Here is a 14,274-nt window from a genome sequence, read left to right as displayed (position 1 = left end):
TGCCCATGCACACCCAGCTCGCTTGCCATGCATGAGCCCTCTGTCCAAAGGTACGACGGCCGACACCTTGGTACAAAAACTCACATAGCCATTCTAGGAAGCTGCAAGGTCGGGAATTTCGTCGTCACACTGCCACTGCTGCGGCTCATACGAAGGAGATATCCAGCAGCAATCATCGATTTCTGGGGGAGCGAGGCTACGCGTGATTTTGAAGAGGCCCTCTGTGGAGAAGATGAAAGACAACCTCTGAGCTGGCGTTTTTCCTGGGATCCAAAAGACTCAGTCAATACACTGCAAATCATCGCCGAAGCTGCAAAAGCTCGGACAAAAAAAGCTGGCCAGATTGATCTGCTGATCAACTGCGACGGATTCAACCCTCTTACCCAGACCCTGGCCAGCTGGCTGAGACCAAAATTCGTAAGTGGAGGCAGTTTGAATGCGGCAGGAAGAGATTTATTGGCCTGGGGAGAGCTACCTAACCAACGTTTTCTTGCTGATAAAGATTGGGACTCACAAGATTTCATTGAACGCTATAAAACTCACTTCAACAGCAACTACATAGCTGAACTGTTATGTCGAAGTGCTTTTCTGAACCCAAACAAAAAGGACCTCACGAATATTAACCTTCCGTCTTGTCAACCAAGCTTTAAAGTGCCAGATATTTTAATTCACTGCACAACAGCACGTGCTGCAAAAATATGGCCCTTCAAATATTGGCATGAGGTTATCAATTGGTGTCAACATCAAAGCATCAGTGTTGGGCTAGTTGGCGCACCTCCGAAACACCAGAAACTCGAATACCATGCAGGCAATGAAGAAGAACAGTTACTAGATAACTATCCAAAAACATTAGTGGATCTAAGAGGGTGTACAACACTTATCGAGTTAGCAGGAGCTTCTAAAACAGCCAAAGCCGTTATCAGCGTTGATGCCGGTCCGATGCATGTCGCGGCAGGAGTTGGTACTCATACACTGGCTATTGTGGGAAATGACAAAGATGGAGATGGGGTCAGTCCTATCCGGTTATGGCTACCACGAACAAATTGTCTCGAGAGAACGATATCCAGCTATTCCAGCAAGAAATTCAGCCAAAACCATTTCAAAAACGACGATCTGGAAGAAGCTCGTAGGTGCATGCTTGGAGTGGAACCTCTTCAAGTCATCAACTGGCTCAAGCGAGTTCTCTCATGAACCTACTGGTCATCACAAACCTTTACCCACCGCAAGAACTGGGTGGATATGGTCGCTCTATCGCCGACTTCGTTTGGGGCCTGCAGGAACGTGGCCACCGGGTACAGATCATCAGCAGTGATTCTCCCCACCTCGGGATCAGCAATTCAAAGGGGCCGAACAATGAAGAGGTGGACCGAAGGCTACAACTGAAGGGCACCTATGAAGGTGGCGTCAAGCACATACAAGACAGAAAGGCTCTTGCAGCAATTGACAATGCCAATGCTGATTTGCTGAATTCCTGGCTATCACAAGTACATTGGGATGGAGTCTTGCTAGGCAATCTCGATCTCATCGGTCCAGAGCTTCTGCCACGATTGCTTAAAAAACAAATCCCCGTGCAGCATCACGTGGGCTTTGTGCAACCACCCTTCCCAGCGAACCTTTGGCCGCAACAGGGTTCTTACAGAATGGCTGCGGCCAGTCAAGCCGTGCGGCGTGCTCTTACCGATGCTGGGCTTTGGGTCAAGGAAGAGGCCGTGATCTATCCAGGAGTACGCATAGATCTGTTCGGATCCTCCGTCACAGGCATGCCCCGACCATTACCTGCCACTGGGTCGCCAGATCGTCCCCTAAAAGTCTGTTTTGCCGGACTGCTGATGGCAAGCAAGGGAGCGCACACGCTAGTGGAAGCACTGATTCTGCTTCGCCAACAGGGTTTAGCCATACAAGCCTCTTTAGCAGGTGACAAATTCCAGGCCGGTTACCAGGACCAACTAGAACAACTACTAGCCAGGCACGACCTTGCCGACATGGTGCAATTCGTAGGTCAACTGAATCGGCAGGCGCTGGCTCGCTTCTACGCCCTACACCATGTAGGTGTCTTCCCCTCAATCCATCCTGAAGCCTTCGGGATCGTGGCAGCCGAAATGATGGCCTCAGGCTTAGCCCTGGTAACCAGCGGCGTCGGCGGAGCAGCTGAGCTTATTGACGATGGCATTACTGGCCTACAGTTTTCGAGCGGTGATGCGTATGATCTTGCCGAATGTCTGAAGCGCTTAATCCGAGAACCTCTATTGACAGTAAATCTAGCCAAACAGGGCCAAAAACGAGTGGTGGAGAAATTCAGTGTGATGGTGGCTGCAGAACAACTAGAAGGATGGTTTCAGAGAGAAAGCTTTCAGATCAAAAATCAGCCCCTCACAATCTTCTGAGCAAGCAGAAAGTTATAAGAATCAACAGCGCTTCAACTTTTAATGATGATCACATGATGCCAGAGACCTCTTAATCTGAATAAATTGAGGTATAAACATCTATTCATACTTTGTACTACTTTGAGGTAGATTGTTTAGAGTGCGGCTCACAATCTGAGCAAATAAGAATTCAACCAAAATCCAATGCTTCGCTGGTTAAAAAAATTGATCAGAAGAAAACCCAACAAGGGCACTGCAGGCACCCCATCCATACAGTGGGAATACAAAGTCGTGCACATGGTGGCCGAAGCAGCCGCCAATCCCAAAGACGCCAGCGATAGGCTTGGTGGTTCCTTAAGCCCTGAAGCGCTTAAGGAGCAATTTCCCGAGTATTTCGCCGAAAACAACGGTCGGCAACAGATTCAGGATTTCCTCAATCGTATGGGACAAGACGGCTGGGAAATGATGCAAATTCAGCAGGTTGGTGGGCTTCCATTAATGTTCTTCAAGCGTGCCTTTGCTATGCATCCTCCAGCAAATAGGGCTAAAAAAGAAGCAGGGAGTTCGATACCATCTCATGCCCCCAAAAAGACCTGACAATAGGGACTTTACTCACTTGGGCTGGCAAAATAATGCCAGTTCAAAAGCTACAGAAGAGGACCATCTGGTCCTCCACATCGATCAACCCACTCCATCGGGCACCCCAGATTTCCATGAAGTGCATGATGCTGAAATACCCTCACCAACTCATCTCTGGCCAACTGATGATGAGCAATATACCAATGAAGACTCATCAATGATTGCGTTCGACTACAAGGATGCCGATCAATCAGCAACCACATCGGTCTTTAGTTAACCAATTCAGAGCAACCCAAGCCTAATAGCGAAAGCATTTAGATTTAGATAGGTTGCCAAACAAAACACATGGCAGCACTATGAAAGTGCATTGTCCAGGCAAAGGTCGCCAGAAAGTAGTTGACAGCATTCAATTTACCATTTCCTCTCAGAAAGTGCTTGAATCTTGAAACGGAGATAAGCCAAACTTCGCAATAAGTTTTAAGGCCATCATCTGATTGCAAACCTCTTACAAGGGTTGTACAAAAACATCAACGACTTCTTTAACCACTTTCGGCACACTAGTATCATCATGGCCTCACACAAAACTGCCCTGATCACGGGGATAACAGGCCAAGATGGCAGCTATCTCGCAGAGCTACTTCTTGAGAAGGGATATACGGTGCATGGCATCAAGCGCCGGGCTAGCAGCTTTAATACCAGCCGCATCGACCACCTTTATCAGGACCCACACGAGCTCGAACAACGCCTAGTACTTCATTACGGCGATCTCACCGACAGCAGCAACCTGATCGGAATCATCCAGACAATCCAACCGGATGAGATCTACAACCTAGGAGCTCAGAGCCATGTGGCCGTGAGCTTTGAGGCGCCAGAGTACACCGCTAACTGCGACGCACTAGGCACCTTGCGCATTCTGGAGGCCGTACGCATGCTCGGGCTTGTCAGCAAGACCCGCATCTATCAAGCCAGTACCTCCGAACTCTATGGGCTGGTGCAAGAAATCCCGCAAAAGGAAACGACTCCTTTTCATCCCCGCAGCCCTTATGGCGTCGCCAAGCTTTACGCCTATTGGATAACCAGAAATTTTCGCGAGGCCTATGGGATGTATGCCTGCAACGGAATTCTGTTCAACCACGAAAGCCCGCGGCGCGGAGAAACCTTTGTGACACGCAAAATCAGCCGCGGCCTAGCCCGAATTGATGCAGGACTTGATGAATGCCTTTACATGGGCAACCTGGATTCCTTGCGCGACTGGGGCCATGCCCGAGATTATGTCGAGATGCAGTGGCGGATGTTGCAACAAGACACTCCCGAAGACTTCGTGATCGCTACCGGCCGACAGGAAAGTGTGCGGCGATTTATTGAACTAACAGCAGCCCAACTGAATTGGAACACAGTGAATGGCGATTCAGCCATTCACTGGGATGGTGAAGGGTTGGGAGAAGTGGGGCGACGGGCAGATAACGGCAAAGTAGTGGTTCGCATCGATCCTCGTTACTTCCGACCTGCAGAGGTAGAAACGCTCATGGGTGATGCCACTAAAGCCAGAGAGAAGCTCAACTGGACACCGAGCTGCAGCCTGGAAGAGCTGGTGTCTGAAATGGTCGAACACGATCGCGAAGAAGCCCGCAAGGAGGCCTACCTCAAAGAAAAAGGCTTCCAGGTCGTAGGACCCCGCGAATGAAACTTGCTTAACAATGAGCCTGATCCACCCAAATGATCGCTTCTTTGTGGCCGGTGCCGGTGGCATGGCTGGAGGTGCGATCGTGCGTGCACTTAAGGCCGGCGGCTTCGGCGACAGCTCCCATGGAGGGGCGCTACTGACCCCTGGCCGGAAGACACTGGATCTTCTCGATGACAACGCAGTCAAAGACTGGATGGCTAGCGAGCAGCCCGATATCGTTGTGCTTGCCGCAGCCACTGTGGGTGGGATTGAAGCCAATCGAAATCGACCTACCGATTTTTTACTTCAAAACCTGCGCATCGAAACCCAAGTCATCGAAGCAGCATGGCGATGCGGTGTGCGCCGGCTTTTGTTTCTCGGCAGCAGCTGCATCTATCCCAAGTTTGCGGCACAACCGATTCGGGAAGAGTCATTACTTACAGGGAAGCTCGAGATCACAAATGAATGGTATGCAATCGCCAAGATCGCAGGTATCAAGCTTGGGGAAGCCCTACGCAAACAACATGACTTCGATGCGATCAGCCTGATGCCCACCAATCTCTATGGACCGGGCGATAACTATCACCCGACCGGCAGCCATGTTTTGCCTGCTCTGATCCGCAGATTCCACGAAGCAAAAGAAGCTCATGCCGATTGCGTGATCTGCTGGGGTAGCGGAACACCCTTACGAGAATTTCTGCATGCCGATGATCTCGGCGAAGCCTGCGTGTTTGCTCTAAAGCATTGGGATCCAGCATCCCCTAATGCCCCACGCAATGACAAAGGCGCCCCTTTGGCCTTTCTCAATGTCGGAACAGGCGTAGATCTTTCGATCAAAGAGCTGGCTGAACAGATAGCAGCCACCGTCGGATTCCAAGGCAACATTCAATGGGATAAAAGCAAGCCAGATGGCACGCCGAAAAAACAACTTGATGTCAGCAGGCTGACATCAATTGGCTGGAAAGCAAAAATCCCCCTTCAAGAAGGCTTGAAATTGGCCTACATCGATTTCCTTTCCAGCTTGAACACAGGCAACTTGCGGCGCTAAACAGCTCAAAAATTCATTCCTAACGAACAGTTCCAATCCGCTCGCCGGTGTAACCAGCATGGGCTCGAACGTTATGGCACCACTCGAGATGATCGAGATACCAGCGAACTGTCACCTCCAGGCCCTGGTGGAAATCATGCCGCGGTTGCCAACCCAGCTCAGTGCTGATGCGCGTTGGATCAATGGCATAGCGTCGATCATGCCCTGGACGATCAGCCACGCCTGTAATCAAACGCGCGTGAGGCGCACAATCCGGAATCAGCTGATCCAGCAGGGTGCAGATCCTTTCCACAACCTGCTTGTTCGTCCTTTCTCCATAACCACCAACGCAATAACTGCGACCAAGCTCTCCGCACGTTAACGCCAACAACAAGGCATCAACGTGATCCTCCACATACAACCAATCGCGAACGTTGGCGCCATCTCCATAAACCGGAATCGACTCACCAGACAAAGCTTTAAGAATCACCACTGGGATGAGCTTCTCGGGAAACTGCCAAGGTCCATAGTTGTTGCTGCAATTGGTGATCACAACTGGTAGGCCATAGGTGTGATACCAGGCATTCACCAAATGATCACTGGCGGCCTTAGTAGCCGAATAAGGACTCCGAGGGTCGTAAGGCGTCGATTCTGAGAAGCGCCCCTCGGCACCCAGCGAACCAAACACTTCATCCGTGCTGATGTGCTGAAAACGAAAACCGTCTTGCCGCTCCTTAGGCAACTGCTCCCAATGGCCCCGCACCGCCTGGAGCAAGGAAAACGTACCACTTACGTTGCTTGACAAGAACACTTCCGGGCCGTCGATGGAGCGATCCACATGACTCTCGGCGGCAAGATGCACCACCAGGTCAGGGTCTACCTGCTTTACTGCCGCAGCCGTAGCCTCTGCATCAGCCAGATCAACACTTAGAAGATGATGTCGACTTTCAGCTTTTGAACCTAGCTCCTGCAGCTGCTGTTCAATGCCGCTGAGGTCACTCGCATAACCAATTTTATCGAGATTGAAGACGGTAACGCGGCTATCGCGAAGCAAGCGCCGCACCAAGGCTCCGCCAATGAAGCCAGCACCTCCGGTTACTAAAACCCGTTTAATCGTCTCGGGCAGCAGGACAGACATCAACTTGAGGATGGCTGGGCGGAGCGTAATTGCTCAACCTCTTTGAAAACCGCAGCCAGTGCAATGAGCCAATGCTGTGGCTCCAGATCAAGCAAGCAACGGGTCTCAGTGCAATCCAATAGCGAATAAGAAGGCCTCATTGCTGGCGTGGGGTAATCAGCCGTCGTAATCGGTAGCACCTGAGCAGGACTATCAACAAGTGCCAGCTGCTGGCCAAGTTCGCCCACAGCTAGCGCTACGTCATACCAACTCGATACTCCTGCATCACACCAATGCATCAGTGGCGGCAACAGAGTGCCCTGCCCAGCAATCTCAATCACTCGCCAGCAGGCCTTCGCCAAAGTGAGCGTGCTAGTGGGACAACCCACCTGATCTGCGATAACACGAATCTCCTCACGCTCCTGATGCAGACGAAGCATTGAAAGAGCGAAATTACGGCCCACAGGCCCCATCAGCCAACTGGTGCGCAAGATCAACCCTCGGCCAACATCACCGAGCCGTTCTTCCACAGCCTCTTCTCCAGCGGCTTTACTAGCGCCATACACGCCAAGGGGGGCACGGGCCTGTGAAGGGCGATATGGCCAGCCTTGGCGTCCATTGAAAACAAAGTCTGTGCTCAGCTGAAGCAATCGGCCTCCAGTTTCCAAAAGCGACTCAGCGAAAGCTTGAGGGGCATAGGCATTAATTGCATAGGCCAAGTCTGGCTCACTTTCCGCTTTGTCTACCGCCGTATAGGCACCTGCATTAATCACCCAATCAGGCCGATGGTTCAGCACAATGTGTCGACAGGCCTGCAAATCGCCTAAATCGAGCTGTGCACGGGTCGTGGCGATGAGCTCGATCCCATCAGGTTTAGCGGCAACCAGTGCCTGACCTAATTGGCCGGCCGCCCCTGTGAGCAATACTTTCATGAGAACAATTCCTCGCCCGTCAAAGCCTCTGCCAAGAGCGGAGAAACCTCATCCTTGCTCGAGAGCTGTGGCAACTCGGCGATCTCCGGCCAGGTAATCGATAAACTCGGATCATCCCAGCGGATCGCCCTTTCACAGTCGCTACTCCAGAAAGCAGTGGTTTTATAGAGCACCTCAGCATGCGTGCTCAATGTCAGGAACCCATGGGCAAAGCCAACTGGCAGCCAAAGCAGCTGATGGTTCTCAGCGCTCAGATGAGCTGCGACCCACTGCCCAAAGGTGAGGGAATCCAGGCGCAGATCGACAGCCACATCAAAAATCTCTCCCAGCACACAACGCACCAACTTGCCCTGAGGATGTGGAGGCAATTGGTAATGCAAGCCTCGCAAAACACCCCTAGACGAACGCGAGTGATTGTCTTGCACAAAATCAAGAGCTTCCTGCCCATGACTGGCCAAAACGTCTTCCCATCGACGCTGATTCCAACTCTCAAAGAAAAATCCCCGCTCATCGCCATGCACCTGAGGAGACAACAACAACGGTCCATTCAGCTCGATCCCATTCGTAGTTTTCAAGACTTCAGCTTGCATCTGCTGACACCTCTTGGGGATTCTCAAGCACCTGCAACAAGTAGTTGCCATAGCCGCTCTTGCACAAAGGAACAGCCAAATCAGCCAGCTGCTCGCCGGTAATCCAGCCCAACCGCCAGGCCACCTCTTCAGGGCAGCCCACTTTGAGCCCCTGGCGATGCTCCAAGGTGCGGATATAAGCAGCCGCCTCATGCAAAGAATCACAAGTGCCCGTATCGAGCCAGGCCATCCCACGACCCATTAATTCCACTCTCAGCAATCCTTCCCTCAAATATTGACGATTGAGGTCCGTAATTTCGAGTTCTCCGCGATGTGAAGGTTGCACCCGTCGAGCACGCTCGACCACCGTGGAGTCATAGAAATACAAGCCCGTCACTGCATAGCGACTCTTCGGCTTAGGAGGCTTTTCCTCAATGCTCAACACCTGCCCATCAGCAGCGAACTCGACAACGCCATAACGCTCAGGATCACGCACCGGATAAGCAAAAACTGTCGCCCCAGCCCCTGAAGCATTGCTAGCCAGAAGCTGAGGGACCAAATCATGACCGTGAAACAAGTTATCTCCGAGCACTAATGCTGCTGGGGCTTCAGATAAAAAATCAGCCCCAAGCAAAAACGCCTGAGCTAAACCATCCGGACTGGGCTGCACTGCATAGCGAATCTCCATCCCCCAAGCCCTGCCATCGCCAAGCAAGCGCTGAAATGATGACTGGTCATGTGGAGTGGTAATGATCAGCACCTCGCGAATGCCAGCCAACATCAACGTGGTGAGCGGATAGAACACCATCGGCTTGTCGTAAACAGGCAACAGCTGCTTACTCACCGCTTGGGTGATCGGATGCAGACGCGTGCCGCTACCGCCAGCAAGGATGATGCCTTTGCGCTCCATAAATGCCTATCCCTGAATGAATGCTGCCATGTCCGTAGACCAGCGGAATAGCCAATTGCTCAACGACGCCAGCCTGCCGGCTATGGCCATGCTTGGGTAAAGCACGCGTTGATCGGCTCCTAAGAGCCGTGCTGCCATCCGCCTGGGAAAATGCTGCCATCCAATGTCTGTCATGGCTGGTATTCGCCTGATCCAACACGCTCCAGGGGCACCAGGTCTGCGCTTACTTGGCTTAGGCCCAGGGCTGAAGCCAACGCGGGGGTTGCTCAAGCTGCAACGGTTGCTTAATAAACATGCCTTCTGGGCCCAAGGCCGCAGCACAGCAAGTCTGCGTAAGATTCTGGCTGGCAGCACAGTGGTCGTTAGCCTCTGGCGGGGCAAGCGTCTCTTGGGCTTCGGACGTGCGACCAGTGACGGGATCTGCCGAGCGGTTTTATGGGACGTTGTCGTCGCTGGCGATCTACAGGGTCATGGCTTCGGACGGCAAGTAATCAAGGCTCTATTGACCACTCCTGCCATAAGCAATGTTGAACGTGTCTACTTGATGACCACCAACAGCAAAGGCTTCTACCAGCAACTGGGCTTCACAAGCTCACCCAATCAACAGCTACTGCTGTTGAAACGCCAAAACACCTAAATTTTTTTCAAGCTGGAAAGCGGATGAAGAGATTCGAACTCTCGACCCTCTCCTTGGCAAGGAGATGCTCTACCACTGAGCTACATCCGCAGGTCGTCTCTTTCAGGTGTAACCCCTGCGACACTAACAGGCTGCACCAGAAGAGGGGACCTGGTCAATTCCAATCGCTTAGCGAGCAGAGACACCAGAAGCCAGGATCCCCATCAGTGAGCCCATCTCCAAGGCCTGCAGCCCAAAACTCCAGCCCAAATTGCTCTTAATACCAGCCCGCTCAAGCGCTTGTTGCATCGTGTCGGTTGTGAGTACACCAAAAATGACGGGGACTCCTGTCTCTCTGGACACTAAAGCAATCCCCTTACTGGCTTCCGACACCACCACATCAAAATGGGGTGTATCACCACGAATCACAGCACCCAGGGTGATCACCACTTGATAACGACCACTACGCGCAAGATTCTGAGCGACAAGAGGCAATTCAAACGAGCCTGGCACCCAGGCCACATCAAGTTGTGAACTGTTTGCAGAGGTATCAACCCCATGGCGAGCCAAACAATCCAAACAGCCACTTAACAACTTTGTGGTGACCAGGTCATTAAACCTGGCAACCACAACAGAAATTCTCAGACCCGACGCATCCGTAAAGCGTCCTTCAAATGTGCCCATCCTTGGCGAGCATCAATTAACAATTCTATGCTCCCATCACAAGGGCAGCCTTGACCAATCTTTAGACCACGAAGTAGCTCATTCCCAAGCTAACAGGCACCAATGCAAGCCAAACGATGGGCCAATCAAGATCAATGTATTTGGAACGACCACCGTCTTCTTTTGAGTTTTAGAGGACAGAGTTACCCCAATGACCATGGCGAACTAAATCCCCAACCAGGCCAGCACAGTGAGGATATTGAGAATCTGCATGGATCACTGGCGGAAGGATCTATGACGCAAAAACAGCGACCCCACCTGTGCAAGAAAAGATTCTCACAAGCCAGATCCACTCAACCTGTATCCAGTTGAAAGATCCTTCACAAGTGGTGGCGACTCCAAAGCTGCCATGAACGAATGAGCTACTGAACTCATCCATCCCAATTACGATCAGACACCGATTGCGAGCCTGCCTTGGCCGCATCCTCGGGGCAACAGTCGGAACTAACACTGCAGGGAAGCCTTTTTGGCCGCGAGCCTGAACCAGCAAAAGCTTCCAATCAGAACAGCAGTGAAGGCTTCAAACCGTCGGAAGATTTAGATGACAACAGCCTTGTTGTCGATGCAATGACGCGACCTCGACAGCAAAAAAAGACTGAATCTGAACCAATCAACTCCGGAGAAGAAGACAGCAGCCAAAACGGTGCCAACGCAATTAACAACGGCGAAAGCACTGGAGACGACGACCAGCCCGCCTGGGTTCATCAAAACATGGTTGATCCGCTGCAGCTCCCTCCAATGCTGCGCACAACGTCGAGCTCAAAAGAGCTAATCCGGAAAGGATTCTCCTCTACAGACTTGGAGACTTTTTTGAATGTTTTTTTGAGGATGCCATTCAGCTCTCACACTTGCTCGAGCTCACCCTGACAGGCAAAGAAGGAGGCAAGGCCATCGGACGTGTTCCCATGGCTGGCATTCCCCATCACGCAGCCGAGCGCTAATGCACAGAACTGATCCGTCGCGGACTCTGTGTGGCCCTATGCACCAACTAGAAACAACTTCTGCAAAAGGTGCCCTACTCAAGCGCGCATCAGCAGAGTTCTGACACCAGGAACGGTGATTGAAGAGGGAATGCTGGCAGCTCGCCGCAACAACTGGCTCGCCGCCGTTGTGGTTGAACCCGCTCACAATGGTCAGCCCTGCCAATGGAGGCTTGCCAGCACAGATAGATGTGAGCACAGGCGAATTCCTAGTAACCCAAAGGAAAGAAAACGCCGCACTGCATAAAGAACTGACTCAACTGGATCCTGCCGAATTGCTCTGGGGTGATCCAAACGGCTCCCCAACCTGGTGTCCGGAACGCCTAAAGCTGCCCAAGATGGCGAGTGCGTCGTACTCCGCCAACCACAAGTCCTGAATAATTTCAATCCGCTGAATAGAAGGAATCTATGAATGCAAATAGAAAGCACGTAAGCGCTTCTCTAATAGATAATCAGTTACGTCTTCAGCCATACGCTTGGCGAGCATGATCAGCAGCACACACTCCTGCTGCGCTGAATTTCTACCATCAAATGATCAACCTCATCTTGGACAAACGACCCTCTACTTAAGGATACAAGACGATAGTAGAACTAATCACCTGCTCAGCAATTTCACTATCACTGTACTACAACTCTCATTGATTATGAGGGGCGATCACAAAAACTATTTTGCTGACCTTTCCCCAAAGCTCTTCACTCTGTCAAGGACGATTATCAGCTGACCTGGGAATAAGAAGCCATGCTCAATCAAGACCCTCTTGCGGTCTTGATCACCATTGTACATCGCCTAAAATTGAGGACTAGTCAAATAACATCAGCCAACAACTAACAGCAAATCAATTGAGAGGCAATCTATCAAATATTCAGAGGATGTTCCATCTTGAAGACCAGTAATGTGACGCGCACAGTTCTAGACATCATGGCAATAGCAAACCTCCCTGCACATGTCCCAGTCATAAGCTTGGCTTGGCTCCTAACTCTGAGCCTCCAACAACTTAAGATCACCAGTAAGAGCATCGAGCATTTTCTCAACTCATCTCTAATCGCATGCACAGCCGCCGAAAGGCGATCCTTTGACGCCACTAGATACTTTTGAGAATAAATCTTGATCAACTCTAAATTCTGCAATATTTCACCCTTGATGGGCTCGACATTGCCTATCACCTGAACCTCATCGCCAAACAACTCAATACCAAATAAACGACCCTCATAGACCTCGCCGCTCTGAAGCACATCGACCTTCACCCGAAAGCGACCACGACCAGTTGCTCAAGCATTGCGCCTATCTTGATTATTCAGCAGCTCTAACAATAAGCAAGGAAAATCAAAGACACCTCCCACCTCAAGTTCAATTACTGCCTTAAGATGTTAACCGGTAGTTTATAAGCCATAAATACAACTATTTGACCGACTAGAATCACATCATGGCTTTCAAGCAAAGTTCGCATTAGCAAGTAACGCAACCCATCATTCTCTTCATAAATCGAGGTATTTACAACGCCATACATAGGCCCATATTCTTCTGGCCGATATTAATCGTAACAAGAAAAAATATTCAACAGAATGATCAAGGGAGATCCCCGCAGCTCATTAGAAAGCTGGGCAGTATGAGTTTTGTAATGAACCAGTACAAGTACCGAACGCCCTGTCTGGACAATCAGATTGGCAATCGTGAATGTTTGGCCTATGCCGGTCGTACCCAGAAGAGTTTGACAACGCTCACCTCAGTTCACAACCTGAACCAAACGGGCAATCTCAATGGATTGATCACCCTTTGGGCTATAAGTCGCCGTGAGGTTGCATTAGCCCATCAAAGTGCCAATGTTCAGCCAATCATCTTATTCCGAGTGAAAATAAAATAATGGTTACAACCACCATTCTCTTTCACTACGGAGCCTTTCAACCCCTCTGGCAGCAGCAAGGGCTTCTGCAAGCTGGCCCACAGATTAGTGACATGCCCAATGGGCTTAGAGTAACAAATGCGAGTATCGAAACACTGATTTCGGCCCTTAAGGATCGCGGAATGCCTTTAAGGGGTGTTTTGCTGCATTACTCGGATCCTTTCCTGATGCGCTCGGCGCCTCTCCGAGACTTAAAGGTTTGGCCAGGACCAAGGCTACTGGCCTGCGGTGATCTACACCACGGCTCGCAACCAATCGACTGCCTAGTCGAGTACCTCGCAGCAGAATCCCATGACGCTGTGCTATTGACCTTCAATCCTGCACTACTTGATGAGGTGCGTCAGCGAGTATCGATACCAGTACGCTCAATTCCACCCACGTTCTTCCGCTACCCAAGCGCTATTCCGGCAAAAGAACAGCACCTAGAACTTCTACATGTGGGCAGCCTTGGCCCACATCACCCACAACGCCGCGAGTTAGTGACATCTCTGCATTCTCGAAGACGTGTGCCAATTCACCATGAAACGACTAAAAACTCAAAGGAAGCTGCAAATCTATACGCAAAGTATCAACTTGTACTAAATGTACCACTAAACAATGACCTCAATCACAGATTCTTTGAAGTAATGGCAGCGGGTGTGCCACAAGTTTTGTTTGGAGATCAGGGATTGATGGGTAATTACCGACATCTGGCTGAGAGGCCAGATGTGTTTTGGGCCTCATCTGTAATAGAACTAGAAGAATTGGTGATGGAATTGTTTGCTGAACCCCAAAAATTAAGAAGTATTCGTGTTGATCCACCACCTTACCTAGACCTTAAGGAGCTGCTAAAAGCGGCTATGGCTCCATAAATGACAAAGTTCAGAATAAAGACACTAATAAAAATTCGGAATA

At 50.8% G+C, this 14,274-nt stretch carries 15 protein-coding genes, 1 tRNA gene and 1 pseudogene; 9 read left to right on the top strand and 8 right to left on the bottom strand.

Features of this window, described 5'->3' with window-relative positions; translation table 11 throughout:
* Positions 1-27 precede the first annotated feature (27 nt).
* From SIB66_RS04095 to SIB66_RS04070, 6 genes are all read left to right on the top strand, one after another.
* Positions 28-1,191: a glycosyltransferase family 9 protein gene (locus tag SIB66_RS04095; protein ID WP_063405962.1), complete on the top strand. Its 1,164-nt coding sequence runs from the start codon at positions 28-30 to the stop codon at positions 1,189-1,191.
* Positions 1,188-2,384, top strand: coding sequence for a glycosyltransferase family 4 protein (locus SIB66_RS04090; protein WP_063405963.1), 1,197 nt, complete (start codon positions 1,188-1,190; stop codon positions 2,382-2,384). Before SIB66_RS04095 ends, SIB66_RS04090 begins: the two co-directional genes overlap by 4 nt.
* Before the next feature lie 183 nt (positions 2,385-2,567).
* On the top strand, positions 2,568-2,960 hold the full coding sequence (locus tag SIB66_RS04085) for a hypothetical protein (protein WP_236070161.1): 393 nt from the start codon (positions 2,568-2,570) through the stop codon (positions 2,958-2,960).
* A gap of 19 nt (positions 2,961-2,979) precedes the next feature.
* Positions 2,980-3,219 (top strand): hypothetical protein, encoded by a 240-nt coding sequence (locus tag SIB66_RS04080; protein ID WP_063405964.1) that lies wholly within the window; start codon positions 2,980-2,982, stop codon positions 3,217-3,219.
* Between the two features lie 291 nt (positions 3,220-3,510).
* The gene (gene gmd, locus SIB66_RS04075) at positions 3,511-4,626 is read left to right on the top strand and encodes a GDP-mannose 4,6-dehydratase (RefSeq protein WP_063405965.1); all 1,116 of its coding nucleotides are present in this window, start codon (positions 3,511-3,513) and stop codon (positions 4,624-4,626) included.
* Positions 4,627-4,639: 13 nt separating this feature from the next.
* Positions 4,640-5,653 (top strand): GDP-L-fucose synthase family protein, encoded by a 1,014-nt coding sequence (locus SIB66_RS04070; RefSeq protein ID WP_063405966.1) that lies wholly within the window; start codon positions 4,640-4,642, stop codon positions 5,651-5,653.
* A 19-nt stretch (positions 5,654-5,672) separates the two neighbouring features.
* Here the strand turns inward: SIB66_RS04070 and rfbB are convergent, their stop codons facing one another.
* From rfbB to SIB66_RS04045, 5 genes are read right to left on the bottom strand one after another with little or no spacing between them, the layout of a single operon-like run.
* Complete coding sequence (gene rfbB / locus SIB66_RS04065; protein ID WP_063405967.1) at positions 5,673-6,770, bottom strand: dTDP-glucose 4,6-dehydratase; 1,098 nt, start codon at positions 6,768-6,770, stop codon at positions 5,673-5,675.
* Positions 6,770-7,681 carry a dTDP-4-dehydrorhamnose reductase gene (rfbD, locus tag SIB66_RS04060; protein ID WP_063421746.1) on the bottom strand — a complete coding sequence of 304 codons (912 nt, stop codon included), beginning with the start codon at positions 7,679-7,681 and terminating at the stop codon, positions 6,770-6,772. Before rfbD ends, rfbB begins: the two co-directional genes overlap by 1 nt.
* On the bottom strand, positions 7,678-8,271 hold the full coding sequence (gene rfbC, locus SIB66_RS04055; RefSeq protein WP_063405969.1) for a dTDP-4-dehydrorhamnose 3,5-epimerase: 594 nt from the start codon (positions 8,269-8,271) through the stop codon (positions 7,678-7,680). Before rfbC ends, rfbD begins: the two co-directional genes overlap by 4 nt.
* Positions 8,261-9,160, bottom strand: coding sequence for a glucose-1-phosphate thymidylyltransferase RfbA (rfbA, locus tag SIB66_RS04050; RefSeq protein WP_063405970.1), 900 nt, complete (start codon positions 9,158-9,160; stop codon positions 8,261-8,263). The genes rfbC and rfbA overlap by 11 nt, the downstream gene beginning before the upstream one ends.
* A 6-nt stretch (positions 9,161-9,166) precedes the next feature.
* Entirely contained in the window at positions 9,167-9,334 is a 168-nt protein-coding gene (locus SIB66_RS04045; RefSeq protein ID WP_236070162.1) for a hypothetical protein, read from the bottom strand.
* Here SIB66_RS04045 and SIB66_RS04040 point away from each other — a divergent pair.
* Positions 9,333-9,797: a GNAT family N-acetyltransferase gene (locus SIB66_RS04040; RefSeq protein ID WP_063405971.1), complete on the top strand. Its 465-nt coding sequence runs from the start codon at positions 9,333-9,335 to the stop codon at positions 9,795-9,797. The two genes, SIB66_RS04045 and SIB66_RS04040, sit on opposite strands and share 2 nt — an antisense overlap.
* 18 nt (positions 9,798-9,815) lie before the next feature.
* Here the strand turns inward: SIB66_RS04040 and SIB66_RS04035 are convergent.
* Positions 9,816-9,887 (bottom strand) — tRNA-Gly (locus tag SIB66_RS04035).
* A gap of 78 nt (positions 9,888-9,965) precedes the next feature.
* Positions 9,966-10,460, bottom strand: a complete 495-nt coding sequence (gene ribH, locus SIB66_RS04030) for a 6,7-dimethyl-8-ribityllumazine synthase (protein WP_063405972.1) — start codon at positions 10,458-10,460, stop codon at positions 9,966-9,968.
* Between the two features lie 453 nt (positions 10,461-10,913).
* Between ribH and SIB66_RS04025 the strand changes: the two are divergent.
* Positions 10,914-11,838 (top strand): annotated as a pseudogene (locus tag SIB66_RS04025) (DNA mismatch repair protein MutS); the annotation flags it as partial.
* A gap of 496 nt (positions 11,839-12,334) precedes the next feature.
* Here SIB66_RS04025 and SIB66_RS04020 read toward each other — a convergent pair.
* On the bottom strand, positions 12,335-12,724 hold the full coding sequence (locus SIB66_RS04020; protein WP_063421748.1) for a hypothetical protein: 390 nt from the start codon (positions 12,722-12,724) through the stop codon (positions 12,335-12,337).
* A gap of 616 nt (positions 12,725-13,340) precedes the next feature.
* Between SIB66_RS04020 and SIB66_RS04015 the strand changes: the two genes are divergently transcribed.
* On the top strand, positions 13,341-14,231 hold the full coding sequence (locus tag SIB66_RS04015) for a glycosyltransferase (RefSeq protein ID WP_063421750.1): 891 nt from the start codon (positions 13,341-13,343) through the stop codon (positions 14,229-14,231).
* Positions 14,232-14,274 lie beyond the last annotated feature (43 nt).

The organism is Prochlorococcus sp. MIT 1318, assembly GCF_047304505.1.
Classification (GTDB): domain Bacteria; phylum Cyanobacteriota; class Cyanobacteriia; order PCC-6307; family Cyanobiaceae; genus Prochlorococcus; species Prochlorococcus marinus_D.
This window is presented reverse-complemented; position numbering and strand designations above follow the sequence as displayed.